14 protein-coding genes are annotated in these 15,816 nt (G+C 70.4%); 7 read left to right on the top strand and 7 right to left on the bottom strand.

Features of this window, described 5'->3' with window-relative positions:
• Positions 1-36: 36 nt before the first annotated feature.
• Positions 37-279 carry an antitoxin gene (locus tag ACFSC0_RS09345; RefSeq protein ID WP_377283211.1) on the top strand — a complete coding sequence of 81 codons (243 nt, stop codon included), beginning with the start codon at positions 37-39 and terminating at the stop codon, positions 277-279.
• A complete protein-coding gene (locus ACFSC0_RS09340; RefSeq protein WP_377283212.1) occupies positions 276-752 on the top strand; it encodes a PIN domain-containing protein in 477 nt (158 codons plus the stop codon). Before ACFSC0_RS09345 ends, ACFSC0_RS09340 begins: the two co-directional genes overlap by 4 nt.
• Here ACFSC0_RS09340 and ACFSC0_RS09335 read toward each other — a convergent pair.
• A complete protein-coding gene (locus ACFSC0_RS09335) occupies positions 749-2,125 on the bottom strand; it encodes a VWA domain-containing protein (RefSeq protein WP_377283213.1) in 1,377 nt (458 codons plus the stop codon). The two genes, ACFSC0_RS09340 and ACFSC0_RS09335, sit on opposite strands and share 4 nt — an antisense overlap.
• 199 nt (positions 2,126-2,324) lie before the next feature.
• On the opposite strand from ACFSC0_RS09335, the gene lpdA reads away from it, so the two are divergent.
• Positions 2,325-3,722, top strand: coding sequence for a dihydrolipoyl dehydrogenase (gene lpdA / locus ACFSC0_RS09330; RefSeq protein ID WP_377283214.1), 1,398 nt, complete (start codon positions 2,325-2,327; stop codon positions 3,720-3,722).
• Between the two features lie 140 nt (positions 3,723-3,862).
• On the opposite strand, the gene ACFSC0_RS09325 is transcribed toward lpdA, so the two are convergent.
• Genes ACFSC0_RS09325 through fsa form a run of 3 tightly spaced genes read right to left on the bottom strand, consistent with a single transcriptional unit; the run spans position 3,863 to position 6,118 of the window.
• Positions 3,863-4,777 (bottom strand): tyrosine recombinase XerC, encoded by a 915-nt coding sequence (locus ACFSC0_RS09325; RefSeq protein WP_377283215.1) that lies wholly within the window; start codon positions 4,775-4,777, stop codon positions 3,863-3,865.
• Positions 4,774-5,454 carry a DUF484 family protein gene (locus ACFSC0_RS09320; protein WP_377283216.1) on the bottom strand — a complete coding sequence of 227 codons (681 nt, stop codon included), beginning with the start codon at positions 5,452-5,454 and terminating at the stop codon, positions 4,774-4,776. The genes ACFSC0_RS09325 and ACFSC0_RS09320 overlap by 4 nt, the downstream gene beginning before the upstream one ends.
• Positions 5,455-5,464: 10 nt before the next feature.
• A complete protein-coding gene (fsa, locus tag ACFSC0_RS09315) occupies positions 5,465-6,118 on the bottom strand; it encodes a fructose-6-phosphate aldolase (protein ID WP_377283217.1) in 654 nt (217 codons plus the stop codon).
• Between the two features lie 75 nt (positions 6,119-6,193).
• Here fsa and ACFSC0_RS09310 point away from each other — a divergent pair, with 75 nt between their 5' ends.
• Entirely contained in the window at positions 6,194-8,356 is a 2,163-nt protein-coding gene (locus tag ACFSC0_RS09310) for a primosomal protein N' (RefSeq protein ID WP_377283218.1), read from the top strand.
• A gap of 6 nt (positions 8,357-8,362) precedes the next feature.
• On the opposite strand, the gene ACFSC0_RS09305 is transcribed toward ACFSC0_RS09310, so the two are convergent.
• The 3 genes from ACFSC0_RS09305 to ACFSC0_RS09295 all read right to left on the bottom strand — a co-directional run bounded on the left by ACFSC0_RS09305 (position 8,363) and on the right by ACFSC0_RS09295 (position 13,008).
• The gene (locus tag ACFSC0_RS09305) at positions 8,363-10,252 is read right to left on the bottom strand and encodes a methyl-accepting chemotaxis protein (RefSeq protein ID WP_377283219.1); all 1,890 of its coding nucleotides are present in this window, start codon (positions 10,250-10,252) and stop codon (positions 8,363-8,365) included.
• A gap of 185 nt (positions 10,253-10,437) precedes the next feature.
• Positions 10,438-12,096: an MDR family MFS transporter gene (locus tag ACFSC0_RS09300; RefSeq protein ID WP_377283220.1), complete on the bottom strand. Its 1,659-nt coding sequence runs from the start codon at positions 12,094-12,096 to the stop codon at positions 10,438-10,440.
• A 90-nt stretch (positions 12,097-12,186) separates the two neighbouring features.
• Positions 12,187-13,008, bottom strand: coding sequence for a TerC family protein (locus ACFSC0_RS09295; RefSeq protein ID WP_377283221.1), 822 nt, complete (start codon positions 13,006-13,008; stop codon positions 12,187-12,189).
• A gap of 119 nt (positions 13,009-13,127) precedes the next feature.
• Between ACFSC0_RS09295 and ACFSC0_RS09290 the strand changes: the two genes are divergently transcribed.
• The 3 genes from ACFSC0_RS09290 to ACFSC0_RS09280 all read left to right on the top strand — a co-directional run bounded on the left by ACFSC0_RS09290 (position 13,128) and on the right by ACFSC0_RS09280 (position 15,791).
• Positions 13,128-13,766, top strand: a complete 639-nt coding sequence (locus ACFSC0_RS09290) for an acetyltransferase (RefSeq protein WP_377283222.1) — start codon at positions 13,128-13,130, stop codon at positions 13,764-13,766.
• A 177-nt stretch (positions 13,767-13,943) separates the two neighbouring features.
• Positions 13,944-15,041, top strand: coding sequence for an acyltransferase family protein (locus ACFSC0_RS09285; RefSeq protein ID WP_377283223.1), 1,098 nt, complete (start codon positions 13,944-13,946; stop codon positions 15,039-15,041).
• A gap of 69 nt (positions 15,042-15,110) precedes the next feature.
• Positions 15,111-15,791, top strand: a complete 681-nt coding sequence (locus tag ACFSC0_RS09280; protein ID WP_377283224.1) for a CHAP domain-containing protein — start codon at positions 15,111-15,113, stop codon at positions 15,789-15,791.
• Positions 15,792-15,816: the final 25 nt, after the last annotated feature.

Raw genomic sequence — 15,816 nt, 5'->3', positions numbered from 1 at the left:
CATCTAGTATCTACTCTCCGTATCTACGGAGCCGCCATGACCGAGCGCCAGCGGGCCAAGCTCTTCATGCACGGAGGGAGCCAGGCCGTGCGCCTGCCCAAGGCCTTCCGCTTCGAGGGGGCGGAGGTTTCCGTGCGGCGGGTCGGCCAGGCGGTGGTCCTGGAGCCTGTCAGCCCCGACCTGGCGAGCCTTTGGGCCCGCCTCGACGACGCCGGCGCCGCCGGCTTCCCCGACCCGCCGCTCGCGGCGCCCGACCCTCCGCCGGAGTGGGACCCATGACCCTGTCGCTGAGCGCACGCGTGGTCGTCGAAGTGCTGCGTGGCGCCAGGCCCCACTACCGCCGCTTCCTGGAAGACGCCGTCGCCGCGGGCCACGACGTGCGGATCTGCAGCCTGGTGCTGAACCAGCTGGCCCAGGCGGCCCTGGCCAGCGACCGGCCGCAACAACGCATGGACCAGATCGACGCCCTGGTGGCCCACCTGGCCGTCGAGCCGTGGACCGGCGAGGACGCGCTGACGGCTGCGCGGCTCCAGGTCGAGTGGCGCCGCACCGTCGGGCCGAAGGCCCGGCCGGAAATCCGCCTGCCGGACCTGCTGACCGCCGGCCAGGCCCTGAACCGCGACTGGACGATGGCGGCCGACACGCTGGCGGAGGCGATCGGCGGCGTCCCGACCCTCCTCTGGGGCGACCCCGACGGCCCGGTGGACCTCACCGCCCCCGGGTTCAAGGATCTCGCCCGGGCCCGCCGCTAGCGGCTGATGCGCAGGTTCTCCAGAGAGGCGCCGATGGCCTCGAACGCCTTGATGAGGTCTTCGGAGCTCTCCGCCTTGAAGTAGTGGCCGGAGGAACTCGCGCACTTGAGCAGCATCTCGTGCGCGGCTGCATCGTCGATCTGGAAGCCGACCGTGTAGACCTCGATCTTGGCCTTCTTGATGTTCTCGCAGAGCTCGGCCGTGTACTGATCGGCGAGGGGTGCGGGGATCTTGTCTTCGTGCGTCCCGTTCGCCCTCGGCTGGAGCGTGTTGGCGCCGTCCGTCATCAGCACCAGGGCCTTGCGCGGCTTCTTGTTCTGCGGATCGTAGGGCGCCGCCTCGGTGAACGGGGCCGTGGGAGACAGCAGATTCCAGCCCCAGGCCAGGCCCGCGGGAATGTAGGTGTTGCCGCCGTCCTTCAGCGATTTGATGGCGCTCTCGACCGGCCCGAGCTTGTCGGTCAGCGGCGTAAGCTCGGGCGCGCAGGTTCCAAACTGAGCCGGATAGACGGTGGACGTCTTGTCCTGGACGTTCGCCGGATAGGGCGGCGAGCGCACGCATCCCTGCCATTTCTTGGTGCTGGTGCTCGGCTCCCAACAGTCCTCGATCGGCGGATCGTAGACGGTGGTCTCGTACTTGGTGCAGGTGGTGCACTTTCCCTCGTACGGCACGCCGTCGTTGTACTTGGTGCACACCTCGGTGACGGACTTCTTGCACTCCGTCTTGGACTTGATCGTCCGGCACCCGCCGGCGGTCGTGGTCACCTGATCCTCTGTGCCGGAGAGCCAGGGCTCGTTGCGGCGCTTGGCCCCCACGTTCACGTAGGTGGAGAAGGGCACGACGCCGATCTTCACGTCGGCGTCCTTGACCTTGGTGATCTTCTTGACCAGGGCGTCCGCAGCCTCCTTCAGGCTGTCGATCTTGCTGCCTTTCATCGAACCGGTGACGTCCAGCACCAGCGCCACCTCGAGCGCGCCGTCGACCTGCCGCACGACCTCCGAATCGACCGCGACATCGACCGGCCCGTTCAGGAACATGTTCAGGAAATAGGGGTCGATCCCCGCCGTCGCGGTCGCGCGGACCGTCTTGTCGCCGGGGAAGAACTGGACGACGAGGTCCTTGTAGACGCCCTGCGGCAGGTGGGCCTTCAGATAGTCGTCGCCGGCCTTTATGGCCGCCGCGTCGTCGCCCTCTCCGACCTTGGCGGCCGCCAGCGTCGCCGCGTCGACCATGTCCTGCAGCTTCATCTTCTGGCTCTGGACGTTGCCCAGGTCGAACACCGTCATCGCCGCGCACGCGATGAGCAGCAGCGCCACCCCGGTGATCAGCGCCGTAGCCCCGGACTGGTCGCGCCACAGCGCCCGCCAGTCCATTCGAGGAAGCCGAAAGCCCATCGTCGAGCCCGCCCTGTCCTGCCCCTGCTGCTAACAGCTTGGCGGAACAGGATGAAAACGACGTAAGCGGATCGAAAAAATGTTTGGTGAGCGTCCGGACACCTTGTCGGCCGCTCGCCTCCGGACCGGAACGCCTATATCAGGGCCCAGCTTTTTCACTGCTTCGAGGGATGCGCGCATGGCCGGCTACGACGTCGTCATCATCGGGGGCGGACCGGGCGGCTACAACGCCGCGATCCGGGCCGGCCAGCTGGGGTTGAAGGCCGCCTGCGTCGAGAAGCGCGGCACGCTGGGGGGTACCTGCCTCAACGTCGGCTGCATGCCCTCGAAGGCCCTGCTGCACGCCTCCGAGCTGTTCGCCGCGGCCGGCACGGAGTTCAAGACCCTGGGCATCGAGGTGCAGCCGAAGCTGAACCTGCCCCAGATGATGAAGCAGAAGGACGAGAGCGTCGCCGCGCTCACCAAGGGCATCGAGTTCCTGTTCAAGAAGAACAAGGTCGACTGGATCCGCGGCGCCGGCCGCATCGCCGGCCAAGGCAAGGTGGAAGTGACCGGCGACGACGGCCAGGTGACCACGCTGGAAGCGGCCAACATCGTCATCGCCACCGGCTCGGAGCCGACGCCGCTGCCGGGCGTGACCATCGACCAGAAGCGGATCGTCGACTCCACCGGCGCCCTGGCCCTGCCGGAGGTCCCCAAGCGGCTGCTGGTCATCGGCGCCGGCATCATCGGCCTTGAGCTGGGCTCGGTGTGGCGCCGGCTGGGCTCGGAGGTCACCGTCGTCGAATTCCTCGACCGCATCACCCCGGGCATGGACGGGGAGACCGGCAAGGCCTTCCAGCGGGCCCTGACCAAGCAGGGCATGACCTTCAAGCTGAGCTCCAAGGTCACCGGCGCCAAGGTCGGCAAGGCGGGCGTCGCCGTCACCGTCGAGCCGGTGGCCGGCGGCGAGGCCGAGACCATCGAGGCCGATTACGTGCTCGTGGCCATCGGCCGGCGGCCCTACACCGAGGGCCTGGGCCTGGAGAGCGTGGGCGTCAGCCCCGACGCGCGCGGCTTCATCGAGACCGACCACTTCCGCACCTCCGCGCAAGGGATCTGGGCCATCGGCGACGTGATCCACGGGCCGATGCTGGCCCACAAGGCCGAGGAGGACGCGGTCGCCTGCATCGAGACGATCGCCGGCAAGGTCGGGCACGTGGACTACAACCTCGTCCCGAGCGTCGTCTACACCGCCCCCGAGGTCGCCTGGGTCGGCCAGACCGAGGAGCAGCTTAAGGCCGCGGGCCGGGCCTACAAGGCCGGCAAGTTCCCCTTCACCGCCAACAGCCGGGCCAAGATCAACCACGAGACCGAGGGCTTCGCCAAGGTGCTGGCCGACGCCGCCACCGACGAGATCCTCGGCGTCCATATCATCGGGCCGCAGGCGGCCGAGATGATCGGCGAATACTGCGTGGCCATGGCCTTCCGCGCCGCCAGCGAGGACATCGCCCGCACCTGCCACCCCCACCCGACCCGCTCCGAAGCCGGCCGCCAGGCGGCCATGGGCGTCGAGGGCTGGACGATGCAGGCGTAGTGAAGACCTCTCCCCGCTTGCGGGGAGAGGGTTGGGTGAGGGGGCCCGAAGCGCAGCGAAGGGCCTTCAGCGCCTGAGCCGCGCGGCGGCCCGGCCTCCCTCACCCTACCCTCTCCCTCCGCTCGCGGAGGGAGAGGTCTCTAAGCCCTGGGATGTGCGCTGGCGTACGCCTCCAGCAGCCGCGCGGCGTCGACCTCGGTGTAGCGCTGGGTCGTCGACAGGCTGGCGTGGCCGAGCAGTTCCTGGATCGAGCGCAGGTCGGCGCCGGCGCCCAGCAGGTGCGTCGCGAAGGAATGGCGCAGGGCGTGGGGCGTGGCGCTGGCGGGCAGGCCGAGGCGACCCCGCAGCTGCTGCATGGTCGCCTGCACGTGGCGCGGCGAAAGCGGGCCGCCGCGTTTGGCGCGGAACAGCGCATCGTCCGGCCCCAAGGAAAAAGGGGCGGCGGCGAGGTAGGCCTCGACCGCCGCCCGGACAGCCGGGAGGACGGGCACCACCCGGGTCTTGGAACCTTTTCCGGTAATTCGCAGGGATTGGCCCAGCGGCGCATCGCCACGCTTCAGGCTAAGCGCTTCGCTGATCCGCAGGCCGCAACCGTAAAGCAGGGTGAGGACGGCCTCGTCGCGGGCCGCCTCCCAGTCGTCGCGGTCGGGATCGAGCCCGGGCTCGGCGAGGACGCCGCGGGCCTGGTCCTCGGTGACGGGCCGCGGGGCGCCGGGCTTCACGCGCGGCCCCCGAACCAGGGCGATCGCGGCGTTGGCCACGCCGAGGCGCCGGTCGAGAAAGCGGTGGAAGGTGCGGATCGCCGACAGCTGCTGGGACATCGATCGCGGCGACAGCGGCCGCTCGCCGCCGCGCAGGTGGGCCAGGAAGGCGCGCACCTCGGCGGCCGAGACTTCGCCGAGGACGGAAAGGCTCACCGCTTCGCCGCGGTGCTGGGCCAGGAAGGCGAGGTAGCGGCCGCCGGCGGCGGCGTAGGCCTCGCCGGTGCGCGGGCTCGCCCGGCGCTCCTGCGCCAGGTGGGTGAGGAAGGCCTGCAGGGCCTCCGCGCCGGTCACAGGACCGGCCAGCGCTCGGCGGTGCGCTCGACGACGCGGGCCAGGAACGAGACCAGCTCGTGGCCCATGTCCGGCGTGAAGCCCTCCGGATCGGACGAGGCGAAGGCGATCAGCCCCTGCCGGGCCGGCTCCCAGATGGCCATGCGGATCATCGCCATCGAGAAGACCTGGTCGCGCCGCTCGGCGAACAGGCCGAGCGCAGTGGGGGCGAAGCCCATGAAGGCCAGCTCCTGCGAGCCGCCGAGGATCAGGTCGACCTGGCCTTCGATCAGCGTGCGCCAGCCGGCCGGCGTGCGGTCCGGCCCCTCCAGGGCGACGACGCCGCCCACCAGGCCGAAGCGCATCTGGGCCAGCTCGTCGACGCGGCGGGCGAGGTCGGCGTGGTTGCGCGCCTCGAGCAGGTCGATCACCGCGCCGTGCGTCTGGGCCTGGGCGTGGAAATTCTCGCGGGCGGTCGCCTCGAGCTGCTGGCGGGCGGCCGATTCGCGCTGATGGGCCTCGTGCACCCGGGCCAGCGCCGCCGGGACGAACTCCACCACGTTGGCCGGGATGGCCTTGAGGCCCAGCTCGCCGAGGAGCTCGGCGTCCTCGGTGAGGATCTGTGGGTTTTCGAGCAGGAACCGCCGGACCGCCGCGGGCTCCAGCGCATCTGAGTTCGCCGCCGCCCGCATGTCCATGGAAGCTCCCCTACAAGATCGACTGACCCGTCTTGGCCCAGTCGGCGAGGAATTGTTGAAGCCCCTTTTCGGTTAACGGGTGCTTGAAGAGGTCCTGGAAGGTGGCCGGCGGAATGGTCGCGCAGTCGGCCCCGGCGATGGCCGCCTGGGCCACATGGCCGCTGGTGCGGATCGAAGCGGCCAGGATCTCGGTGTCGAAGCCGTAGTTGTCGTAGATGGTGCGGATGTCGTGGATCAGGCCCATGCCGTCCGCGCCGTGGTCGTCCAGCCGGCCGATGAACGGCGAGACGAAGGTCGCGCCCGACTTGGCCGCCAGCATCGCCTGGGCTGCGGAGAAGCAGAGGGTGACGTTGGTCTTGATCCCTTCGCGGGAGAAGGCCTGGGTCGCCATCAGGCCTTCGCGGGTCAGCGGCACCTTGACCGTGACGTTCTCGGCCACGCCCGCCAGCTTGCGGCCCTCGGCCAGCATGCCGTCGAGATCGGTGGCCGCCACCTCAGCGCTCACCGGCCCCTCGACGAGGCCGCAAATCTCGGCGATGACCTCCAGCATGTTGCGGCCGGACTTGGCGATCAGCGAGGGATTGGTGGTCACCCCGTCCACCAGCCCGGTGGCGGCCAGGTCCTTGATGACGGCCACGTCTGTGCTGTCGAGAAAGAGCTGCATGTCGGAAATCTCGCCTTACGGAACGGCCGGTCTTCTAGCCCGCGGGGGCCGGAACGGCAAAGGGCGGCGAGCCCGATGAGCCGCATCGCCTCCGTCCTCCTGCCCCTGCCCCTGCCCGAAGCCTTCGACTACGCCGAGCCGGAGGGGGTGGAGCTGGCCGTCGGCGACCAGGTGGCCGCGCCACTGGGGCCCCGGCTGGTTCGCGGCGTGGTCACGGCGTTGCGCGAAGGGGCCGGCGGCAACCGGCCGCTGAAGGTGATCGAGGAGCGGCTGGACTGTCCCGCGCTGCCGCCGAACACCCTGGAGTTCGTGCAGTGGGCGGCGCGCTATTCGGTGGACGCCCCCGGCGCGCCTCTGGCCATCGCCCTGCGGGGGATGCGCGCGCCCAGGCCGCGGCCCCAGCGCCGCATCGAGCTCACCGGCAAGGCGCCGGCCAGGCTCACCCCGGCCCGCGAACGCGTCCTGGCCGCCGCCGGGCAGGGCGCCGAGACCGCCGCCGACCTCGCCCGCGCGGCCGGGGTCTCCGCCGGCGTCGTGAAGGGGCTGATCGACGAGGGCGCCCTCGCGGTGACGGTGGTGGAGCCCGAGCTCGCCTTCCCCGAGCCGGACCTGGCCCGCCCCGCCCCGCCGCTGAACGCCAGCCAGGCCGCCGCCGCCGATGCGCTGAAGACGATGACCGACGAGGCCGGTTTCTGCGCCGCCCTGCTGGACGGCGTCACCGGCTCGGGCAAGACCGAGGTCTACCTCGAGCTGGTCCGCCACGTCCTGGCCAAGGACCCGACCGCCCAGGCGCTGATCCTCCTGCCCGAGATCGCCCTGACCCAGGCGGTCATCGCCCGCATCGGCGAGCGGTTCGGCGCCCCGCCCGGCGAGTGGCACTCCGACGTCGCCCCGCCCGCCCGGCGCAAGGTCTGGGAGGCGGTGGTGGCCGGCGACTGCCGGATCGTCGTCGGCGCCCGCTCGGCGCTGTTCCTGCCCTTCGCCAACCTCAAGCTCGTCGTCGTCGACGAGGAGCACGACGCCTCCTACAAGCAGGAGGAGGGCTTCATCTACCAGGGCCGGGACCTGGCGGTGCTCCGCGCACGGATCGAAGGGGCGGCCGTGCTGCTCGCCTCGGCCACCCCTTCGCTGGAGAGCCTGCGCAACGCCGAGACGGGACGGTACAGATGGCTGCGGCTGGCCGCCCGCCACGGGACCGCCCAGCTGCCGGACATCGACCTCATCGACCTGCGCGAGACCCCGCCGCAGTCCGGCCGCTGGCTGGCCCAGCCGCTGGTGAAGGCCGTCGGCGAGACGCTGGCTCGCGGCGAGCAGACGCTGCTGTTCCTGAACCGCCGGGGCTATGCGCCGCTGGTCCTGTGCCGCGCCTGCGGCGAGCGATTGTGCGCGCCCGACACCGACAGCTGGCTGGTGGAGCACCGCTATTCCGGCCGGCTGGTCTGCCACCTGACCGGCTATTCGATGCCCAAGCCGGAGCGCTGCCCCCACTGCGGCGCCAAGGACAGCCTGGCCTCCATCGGACCGGGCGTGGAGCGGGTGGAGGAGGAGGCGCGCCATCTGTTCCCCGAGGCGCGGATCGCGGTCTTCTCGTCCGACACCCTGTTCGACGCCCGCGAAGCCAGGCGGATGGTGGAGGCGATGGAGCGCGGCGAGATCGACATCCTCGTCGCCACCCAGGCCGCCGCCAAGGGACACAACTTCCCCAATCTCACTCTGGTCGGTGTGGTGGACGCCGACCTCGGCCTGCGCGGCGGGGATCTGCGAGCGGGCGAGCGCACCTACCAGCTTCTCGCCCAGGCCACCGGCCGGGCCGGGCGCCGCGACCGCCCGGGCCGGGCGATGCTGCAGACCTACGCCCCCGAGCACCCGGTGATGCAGGCCCTGAAGGCCCAGGACCGCGACGCCTTCATCGCCGCCGAGATGGAAGGCCGGATGTTCGCCGGCCTGCCGCCGTTCGGCCGGCTGGGGGCGGTCATCGTCTCCGGCGAGGACCCGCGCAGCCTGGAGGCGTTCGTCAAGGACATGGCCGCCGCCGCGCCCAACGCCGAGGGGGTCGACGTCTACGGGCCGGCCGACGCGCCGCTGAGCCTGGTGCGCGGCCGCCGGCGAAAGCGCTTCCTGGTCCGGGCCGAGCGCAACGTCGACCTCTCCGCCTACCTGGCCACCTGGCGCGCCCGCGTGAAGCCCACCGGGTCGCTCCGCGTCGTCATCGACGTGGATCCCTACAGCTTCCTGTAGCGCCCCCTAGAACTCCTCCCAGCCCTCTTCCTGCGCGGCCAGCGCGGTGGCGCCGATGGCGCGGGCGAGGGTGCGCTGCTGGGCCCGGGCGCCGGTGACGGCGGGGCGCGCCGGCGCGGCGGGGGCGGCCGCCTGATCGGAGATGCGGAACTGGGCCATCAGCCGGCTCAGCTCGCGCGCCTCCTGCGAGAGGGCGTGGCTGGCGGCGGTGGTCTCCTCGACCATGGCCGCGTTCTGCTGGGTCGCCTGGTCCATCTGGCTCACCGCCACGTTGACCTGGGTCAGGCCGGTGGACTGCTCCTGGGCCGACGAGGCGATCTCGCTGACGATGGTGGTGATCTCGGCGACCTGGGCGGCGATGCGGTTCAGGGCCTCGCCCGTCTCGCCCACCAGCCCCACGCCCTCGCCGACCTGGGCCGAAGACGCGCCGATCAGGGTCTTGATCTCCTTGGCCGCCTCGGCCGAGCGCTGGGCCAGCGCGCGGACTTCCGAGGCGACGACGGCGAAGCCGCGGCCGGCCTCGCCGGCGCGGGCCGCCTCGACCCCGGCGTTCAGCGCCAGCAGGTTGGTCTGGAAGGCGATCTCGTCGATCACTCCGATGATCTGGCCGATCTCGGCTGCGGACTTTTCGATCGCCCCCATGGCCGCGACGGCGCGGTTCACCACGACGGCGCTCGCCTCGGCGTCGGTCTTGGCCTTGGCGACGACCGCCCGGGCCGTGCCCGCCCCCTCGGCGGTCTTGCGGACGGTGACGGTGATCTGCTCCAGCGCCGCGGCGGTCTCTTCCAGCGTGGCGGCCTGCTGTTCGGTCCGCTTGGAAAGGCTGTCGGCCGCCTGGGTCATCTCGCCGGCCCCGGCGGTGATGGTGCGGGCGTTGCCGACGATGACGCCCATCGTGTCCTGCAGCCGGCCCATCGCCTGGTTGAAGTCGGCGCGCAGCTGCTCGTACTCGGGCGCGAACGGCTGTGCGACGCGCACCGTCAGGTCGCCGCGGGCCAGCTCGCGAAGGCCGTTGGCCAGGGCCTCGACGACCCGCGCCTGCTCGCGCGCGGCCTCGGCCCGCTCGGCTTCGTTGCGCGCCCGTTCGGCCTCCGCCTCGCGGCGCTGCTCCACGCTCTGGCCCTCGAGCCGCAGCTTCTCGATCGCCGCCTGCTGGAAGACCAGCACCGTCTTGGCCATCTCGCCGATCTCGTCGCGCCGGTCGGTCGCCGGGACCTCGACGCCGTTGTCGCCGCCGGCCAGCTTGCGCATGACGGCGGTCAGCGCGCCGACCGGCCGGGCGACGCCCCGCGCCAGCAGCCATCCGGCCGCCGAGGCGACCAGCACGGCGATCACCCCGCCGACCCACAGCGCGAGCATCGAGGTGCGAACCGCGGCCGCATGCTCGGCGGTCCGCGCGTCGTAGAGCTTGTCCTCGGCGGTCGCGATCTCGCCGTAGAGGTCGCGCACGGCGCCGAGCCGGTGGGTGGAGACCATCTGCTGCGCCTGCGGCAGGGTGGCCGGGTCCTTGGCGAGGGCGATCTGCGTCTCGTTCGCCTCGCGCCACTTCGAGACGGCGTCGTCGAACGCGGCCAGGCGCTGCGCCCGCGCCTCGTCGCTCGCGGCCTGGCGGTAACGGTCCATCGCCGCCACGTAGGCCGCCTGTTCCTCGGCGTAGGTCTCGAGGAATGTGGGCGCGCTGGTGCTCACGAAGCCGCGGACGGCGTTCTGCTGCTCGACGACGGCGGCGAACATGTCGTCGGCGGCGTTGATGACCGTCTTGCTCTGGTCCTTTGCGGCCGCGTCCCGCGCCAGGGTGTTCAGGTTAAACTGCACCGTCAGGCTCACGGCCACGAACACGGCGATGACCGCCGCAAAGCTCACGACGAGCTTGGCGGAAAGCTTCAGATTCTTCATGGCGCCCCAGCAACCGAACTCACCGGCCGGGAGGAGGTTCTGCGCCGCTGAAGAATGGATTAACCCGGCGTCTTCGCCGCACCTGCAGCCGCGCTGGAGAACGGCGTCGCCCGAGTTCTCCAGCCGATTCAGGCGCCGCGGCCGCGCCGTCGGTTCGCGCCCGCCGTGCGGCGTCTCGCCGCGCCCTACTCCTCGGGACTGGCGGTCGCCCCCTGCGGCGGCGCGCGCACGGGCGGGCCGACCGGCCGCTCGCGGAGCGGCGCCACCGGAATCATCAGCATCAGGACGAAGCCCACCGCCAGGATCGAGACCGAGAAGATCATCCCGTGAACGATGGCGGTGGAGAAGCTCTCGCGGACCACGCGGTCCATCGCCCGGGCGGCCGGGTCGGCGGCGCGGGCGGCGGCGAGCTCGGGATGGGCGTCGCGTTCGATGGCCATCCGCTGCAGGTCCGACATCTCCAGCTGGCGGGCCTCGACGCCCGGGGGCGTATGGCGGGCGAGCTCGGACGCCAGGCCCGCCGTCAGCAGGGCGCCGAAGAAGGCCACGCCCAGGGTCGAGCCGATCTGGCGCACGAACTGCCCGGACGAGGTGGCGACGCCGATCTGGTGGAAGGGCACGCTGTTCTGCACCGCCAGGCCGAACAGGCTCTGCCCCGGCCCCAGGCCGATGCCGACGATCAGCAGCCGCCAGGCCAGGTCCGTGGTCGAAGTATCGGGGCCGATGAAGCAGAGCAGCAGTATGCCGGTGATCAGCACGATCCCGCCGCCGATCATGAACGGCTTGTACTGGCCGGTCTTGGTGACCAGCTGCCCGTTGATCGTCGACGAGGCGATCATCCCGCCCATCAGCGCCAGCATGGTGAAGCCGGACGTGGTCGCCTTCACCCCCTGCCCCACCTGCATGAACAGGGGCAGGAAGCTGGTCACGCCCATGAAGGCCATGGAGTAGACGAAGGCCGCGCCGTTGGCGGTGGTGAAGGTCTTGTTCCTGAACAGCTCCAGCGGGACGATCGGGTCGCGCACCGCCTTCTCCACGACGATGAAGGCGGCCAGGCACACGGCGGCGAACACCAGCATCCCGATGATGGTCGGCGAGGCCCAGGGGTAGTCCCGCCCGCCCCAGGTGATGGCCAGCAGGAAGGGCACGAAGGCCAGAATGATCAGGCCCGCCCCCAGGAAGTCGATCTTCTGCCCCGGCCGGTTGGGCAGGCTGGGCATCCGGAAGAGGATGGTCAGCACCGCCAGGGTCGCGAACGGCACGTTGACGTAGAAGACCCAGCGCCAGCCCTCGATGACATGGCCGGCGAACTCGACCGTGCCGTGGTCGGTGAAGAAGCCGCCGATCACCGGTCCGAAGACCGAGGAGACGCCGAAGACCGAGCCGAACAGGCCCGAGAACTTGGCCCGCTCCCGGGGCGCATAGAGGTCGGCGATGATGGCGAAGGCGGTGGTGAACAGGCCCCCGCCGCCGATCCCCTGGATCGCCCTGGCGGTGATCAGCTGGGGCATGCCGCCGCCGACCAGGGGCAGGTCGCCGAACTCGCCGGCCAGCCCCGCCAGCCATGAGCCGGCCAGGAAGATGGCGATGCAGGTGAGCAGCACCGTCTTGCGGCCCATGATGTCGCCCAGCTTGCCCCAGATCGGCACCATCACCGTCGAGGTCAGCAGGTAGGCGGTGAGCGCCCAGGAGTAGAGGTGCAGGCCCGAGAGATCGGCCACGATCCGGGGCATGGCGGTGGAAATGACCGTCTGGCTCATCGCCGACAGCAGGAAGACGATCATCACCGATATGAGCGTCAGCCGACGCTCCTGGTCGGTGTACGCGTGCGGCTCTTCTTCCAAAACGTCTCCCGCGGCGTGAAATGCGCCGCCTGTCCCTACTATCGTTATGTCGGCCTCGGCGGGTCGAGCCGCCGAGGCCGTGTAATACGTCTAGTGTCCCGTCTCGGGGTCGCTCTCGGATTTCGCCGGCGCAATCTTCCGGCTTGCCGCCCGGCGATGGGCCATGTTCAGCCCCTCGACGAGGGCCGAGAAGGCCATGGCGGCGTAGATGTAGCCCTTGGGCACGTGCACCCCGAACCCGTCGGCGATCAGCACCGCGCCGATCATCAGCAGGAAGCCCAGGGCCAGCATCACCACGGTCGGATTGTCGTGGATGAACTTCGCCAGCGGGTCGGCGGCCAGCATCATCGTCGCCACCGCGATCAGCACCGCGATCACCATGATCGGCAGGTGGTCGGTCATGCCGACCGCCGTCAGGATCGAGTCGATCGAGAAGACGATGTCCAGCAGCAGGATCTGGAAGATCGCCGCGCCGAAGTTGTTGATCACCGTCTGCTTGGTGTTCATCAGCCCTTCGGTGTCGCGCGGGTCCACCTTCTCGTGGATCTCGGTCGTCGCCTTCCACACCAGGAACAGGCCGCCGGCGATCAGGATCAGGTCGCGCCAGGAGAAGTTCAGCTCGAAGACCGGGTGGCCGGTCGTCGCATCCAGCGGACCGGTCCACGGCAGCGAGAACACCGGCTGCGTCAGGCCGACGATCCAGGCGATGGTCGAAAGCAGGACGAGGCGCATGATCAGCGCCAGCGAGATCCCGAGCCTGCGCGCCTTGCTGCGCTGATGTTCGGGAAGCTTGTTCGAAAGGATCGAGATGAAGATCAGGTTGTCGATGCCCAGCACGACTTCCATGACCACCAGGGTGACAAGGGCCGCCCAGGCCGCCGGATCGGCGGTCCAGGCAAACACGCTCTCCATTTTATAGCTCTCCCGTTGATCTCCCCGCCCCCTAGGTAGCGGAAAACGGGAACGTGACTAGGGGGCGGAAGGAACGCACCGCGATTGCCCGCGGGCCGGGCAGGCTGCACCTTGGCCGAATGAGACCCCTCGTCATGATCGGCGCCGGCGCCGGCTCGCTGCCGCGCATCATCGCCGAGGCCGCCGCCGCGGCCGGCGCGCCCCTGGCGGGCTATCTGGACGCGGACGAGGCGCCTGAGCCGCCGACGACGCCGATCCCGCGCCTGGGCGATGCGGCGCGACTGGACGATGCGGCGTTCCTCGCCGCCCACGATTTCGTGCTGGGCGTCCAGGGGCGCGGCCGGCGGGCGCTGGCCGACGCGCTCGTCGCCCGCGGCGGCCGGCTTCCGGTCCTGGCCCATCCCGCTGCGATCGTTTCGACCACCGCCACGATCGGCGAGGGGACCATCCTCTCGGCCGGGGTGATCGTGCAGTCCGACGCCCGCATAGGCCGGCTCTGCCTGCTGAACACCGCCTGCACCATCGACCACGACAACGTCCTGGGCGACGAGGTCTCCGTCGCCCCGGGGGCCCACACCGCCGGCCGGGTGACGATCCGGGACGGCGCCTTCATCGGCCTGGGCGCGGTGGTCATCAACAACGTGGTGGTCGGCGCCCGCGCCACCGTCGGCGCCGGCGCCGTCGTCACCCGCGACGTGCCGGAGGGGGCGACGGTCGTCGGCAATCCCGCGCGCGTGCTGCCGAACAAGTCTGGGTGACAGGGGCTGAACAACCCCGCTCGTCCCGGCGGAGGCCGGGATGAGCGATGAGAGACCGCCGTAACCCAATCCTCAGCATTCCCCGGCAAAGGTGAAGCTTCGCCCGGCGCGCGAGTTGCTGCTCGCCCGTCAGGGGCGTCCGAAAGGCGCCAGAACGGGACGCCGAGGCCTTCGAGAATGACCGACGCCGCACACATCCGCTCGCTGACCGCTCTCAGGTTCTTCGCCGCCTTCTGGGTGGTGATGTTCCACTACTGGCCCAAGCTGGACGCACCGGCCACGCCGATGCTGGTCCAGAAGGGCTATCTCGGCGTCGAGGCCTTCTTCGTCCTCTCCGGCTTCATCCTCTGCCACGTCTACCGGACCGATGTGGAGGAACAGCGCTTCCACTATGGCCGCTTCCTCTGGGCCCGGCTCGCGCGGGTCTATCCGCTGCACCTGGCGACGCTGATCGGCCTGGGGGGTCTCGCCGCCGCCGCCGGCCTCGCCGGTTTTGCGGTCGACGCCAACATCCTCTCCTGGGAGGCGCTGCCGGCCAACCTGCTGATGGTCCACGCCTGGGGCTTTGCGCCCGTGGCCGGCTGGAACCACCCCTCCTGGTCGATCTCGGCCGAATGGTTCGCCTACCTGACCTTCCCGGTCTTCGCCTGGGGCGCGCTGGCGCTGAAGGCCAGGCCGGGGCTGGCCGTGGGCCTGGCCGGCGGCGGCCTTGCGCTCCTCTACGCCGGCTTCGAACGCATCGCCGGCTTCCCGCTGACCCAGGCGACCATCGAGTGGGGCGCCCTGCGCATCGTGCCCTGCTTCGCCCTCGGCTGCGCCCTGCACAGCCTGTGGCGCGCGCGGCCGATGAAGGATCGGGCGAGCGCCCTGCTGGGCGCCGCTTTCTCGGGCGCCGCCGCGCTGATCACCGCCGCCGCCGGCGGTCCCGACGCGCTGATCGTGCTCGCACTGGGCGGGCTGATCTACTTCCTGGCCGGCGCCGCCCAGGCCGGATCCCAGCTATTCGGCCACCCGGCCCTCGTCTACCTCGGCGAGATCAGCTACTCCGTCTATATGATTTGCGTGCCGTGGAAGATCGTATTCGTGAATTCAGCCGCGCGGGTTCTTGAGCTTAGTGGGGAACAACTGCCCTGGCCGGTGTGGATCGTGTTCGCGTTAACGATTATTCCTCTGGCGGCGCTGTCCTATCATCTGATCGAAAAGCCTGCCCGATCGGCCATGAAGTCATGGGCGGACGCGTGGGATGCGCGGCGACCTTCGGCCGCACGAGCTTAAACCCTCTTTTCATTTCTGGGAGATACGCTAACCCTGTCGCCGCAAATCGGTCGGGAGTTGCGTTCCAACATGGCAAAACGGATGCGAACCGTCATCGGTTCCGCGCTCGTCGCGGCTGTTGTAACCCTGGCTCCGCTGAGCACGGCGGCGGCCGACACCTACTGGCAGTGCGTGCCCTTCGCGCGGCTGATCTCCGGAATCCAGATCTTCGGCGACGCCCACACCTGGTGGCGCCAGGCGATCGGCAAGTACGAGACGGGCTTCCAGCCCAAGCCGGGCGCGGTGCTCTGCTTCAAGCCGCAGGGCAAGATGCGCCTCGGTCACGTGGGCGTGGTCAGCCAGGTGCTGACCGACCGGGTGATCCAGCTGACCCACGCCAACTGGAGCCGCATCGGCGGCACGCGGGGCCAGATCGAGCGCGACGTGACCGTCATCGACGTCTCGCCCAAGGGCGACTGGAGCCAGGTGAAGGTCTGGTACGACCCGATCCGCGATCTCGGCACCACCAGCTATCCCACCTACGGCTTCATCTATCCGGACGCCAACGCCCAGAAGCTGGCCCAGAACCCCTTCAACAAGGCCGGCGCGACCGCCATCGCCATGGTGCAGGGCGCGGCCAACCAGGTGGCCTCCACCGTCCGCCCGGGCGCCGGCCCGCTGCAGATGCTGAGCCAGGCGGCGGACTCCACCGACCGCATCGCCGGCGTGATCCAATCCGCCACCGGCCAGGGCCAGCAAGAGCGCGATTGACGCCCCCGCCGGCCGGCTTCATGAG

Source organism: Phenylobacterium terrae (genome assembly GCF_042681205.1).
In the GTDB taxonomy this organism is placed as follows: domain Bacteria; phylum Pseudomonadota; class Alphaproteobacteria; order Caulobacterales; family Caulobacteraceae; genus Phenylobacterium; species Phenylobacterium terrae.
Note: the sequence above shows the minus strand (reverse complement) of the source record. Positions and strands in the feature narration are given on the sequence as shown.

Bases quoted from the DNA above. Each gene is read 5' to 3' on its own strand.
- ACFSC0_RS09320 (WP_377283216.1), bottom strand. From the start codon at position 5,454: ATGGACATGCGGGCGGCGGCGAACTCAGATGCGCTGGAGCCCGCGGCG.
- fsa (WP_377283217.1), bottom strand. From the start codon at position 6,118: ATGCAGCTCTTTCTCGACAGCACAGACGTGGCCGTCATCAAGGACCTG.
- ACFSC0_RS09345 (WP_377283211.1), top strand. From the start codon at position 37: ATGACCGAGCGCCAGCGGGCCAAGCTCTTCATGCACGGAGGGAGCCAG.
- ACFSC0_RS09290 (WP_377283222.1), top strand. From the start codon at position 13,128: ATGAGACCCCTCGTCATGATCGGCGCCGGCGCCGGCTCGCTGCCGCGC.
- ACFSC0_RS09310 (WP_377283218.1), top strand. From the start codon at position 6,194: ATGAGCCGCATCGCCTCCGTCCTCCTGCCCCTGCCCCTGCCCGAAGCC.
- ACFSC0_RS09340 (WP_377283212.1), top strand. From the start codon at position 276: ATGACCCTGTCGCTGAGCGCACGCGTGGTCGTCGAAGTGCTGCGTGGC.
- ACFSC0_RS09295 (WP_377283221.1), bottom strand. From the start codon at position 13,008: ATGGAGAGCGTGTTTGCCTGGACCGCCGATCCGGCGGCCTGGGCGGCC.
- ACFSC0_RS09280 (WP_377283224.1), top strand. From the start codon at position 15,111: ATGGCAAAACGGATGCGAACCGTCATCGGTTCCGCGCTCGTCGCGGCT.
- lpdA (WP_377283214.1), top strand. From the start codon at position 2,325: ATGGCCGGCTACGACGTCGTCATCATCGGGGGCGGACCGGGCGGCTAC.
- ACFSC0_RS09305 (WP_377283219.1), bottom strand. From the start codon at position 10,252: ATGAAGAATCTGAAGCTTTCCGCCAAGCTCGTCGTGAGCTTTGCGGCG.
- ACFSC0_RS09285 (WP_377283223.1), top strand. From the start codon at position 13,944: ATGACCGACGCCGCACACATCCGCTCGCTGACCGCTCTCAGGTTCTTC.
- ACFSC0_RS09335 (WP_377283213.1), bottom strand. From the start codon at position 2,125: ATGGACTGGCGGGCGCTGTGGCGCGACCAGTCCGGGGCTACGGCGCTG.